The 1156-nt window shown below is 69.2% G+C and carries 2 protein-coding genes; both read left to right on the top strand.

Features of this window, described 5'->3' with window-relative positions:
* On the top strand, positions 1 to 765 hold a 765-nt coding region (locus AB0435_RS34285; RefSeq protein ID WP_366428759.1), incomplete at its 5' end, for a phage portal protein.
* Complete coding sequence (locus AB0435_RS34280) at positions 762 to 953, top strand: hypothetical protein (protein ID WP_366428758.1); 192 nt, start codon at positions 762 to 764, stop codon at positions 951 to 953. The genes AB0435_RS34285 and AB0435_RS34280, both read left to right, overlap by 4 nt.
* The last annotated feature ends 203 nt before the right edge of the window (positions 954 to 1156 follow it).

The raw sequence follows: 1156 nt of genomic DNA, 5'->3' as shown, positions 1-1156 counted from the left end.
CGCGTGTTCAACCTGGGTCCGAAGGCGGTCGGCGAGCCCTTGCTGACCACGGGCGGCGCGTCGGTGGGGGTCCTGGACCAGCGCAAAGTTACCGATTACCTGGATGCGGACCGGCAGTTGCGGGACCAGATCATCGCGTGCTTCGGGGTGCCGCCGGCGAAGCTCGGCATCATCGAGTCCGGGAACCTCGGCGGTGGCACCGGGGAAGCGCAGGACAAGACGTTCCGGGTCAACACGATCATCCCCATCGCGAACTTGATCCTGGAGAAGCTCAACTTCCACCTGCTGATGCGGGGATTCGGGATCACCGACTGGCATCTGGAGTTCGCCGAGATCGATTTCCGTGACAGCAAGGTGGTCGAGGAGATCCGGCAGATCCGCCTGAACTCCGGCGCCTACACCGTGAATCGCTGGCGAGCGGAGATCGGGGAACCTCCCATCGACGGCGGCGACGACGCGATCCTCCTCGACCGGCAGGGCCCGGTTTTCTGGGCGGACATGGCCACTATGTCGAAGGCGACGATCGCGTACCGGACCGCGCCGCTCACCGCGGCCGGCGTCAACGGCTACGTGCCCGGTGTGCCCGACGCCGAGCTCGACCCGGCACCGGACCCGGTGGCGCCCGTCCCGGATGGGCGCCCGCAGCCGCAGGGCCCCGAGGACAAGCCCGGTCTTGCCGGTGACGCAGCTCAGGGCGAGCCTCCGGAGGAGCTATGGGACGAGTTGTACCGGCAGTGCCTGAACGAGGCGCTGGCCCGGATGTGAGTGCCCCGCGCGGGCATGCGGAGGAGCTCGACGCCGCGGCGCTCGGCGGCTTTCACGTCCGCTGGTACGGCTACGACGGTGGCCGGGCGGTCGGGCCCTTCGAGTCCGCCGACGAGGTCACCAGCTTCATGACCCGGAACCGGCTTCCTCGGCCCGATGAACTCCTCGCGCCGGTCGAAGGGTGGTGATCTCGATGGGGCCCGGTCATCCGACACGCGCCCAGGACGTGCTGCCACTGATCGCGAAGCAGCTCGGCTGACACCCGCTGACACCAGGGGGTGGCCGTGCCTGACGCCACCATCCAGCTCGGCGCACTCAAAGGGATCTGGCGCCCGGTCTACGCCCGCCGGCAGGCCCTGCACGCCACCGCCGACGCCATCATCCTCGCGGC

Origin of the sequence: Streptomyces sp. NPDC051173 (assembly GCF_040689515.1) — a bacterium.
Lineage (GTDB): Bacteria > Actinomycetota > Actinomycetes > Streptomycetales > Streptomycetaceae > Streptomyces.
The sequence above is the reverse complement of the archived record's forward strand: the minus strand, read 5'-3'. Positions and strand labels throughout refer to the sequence as shown.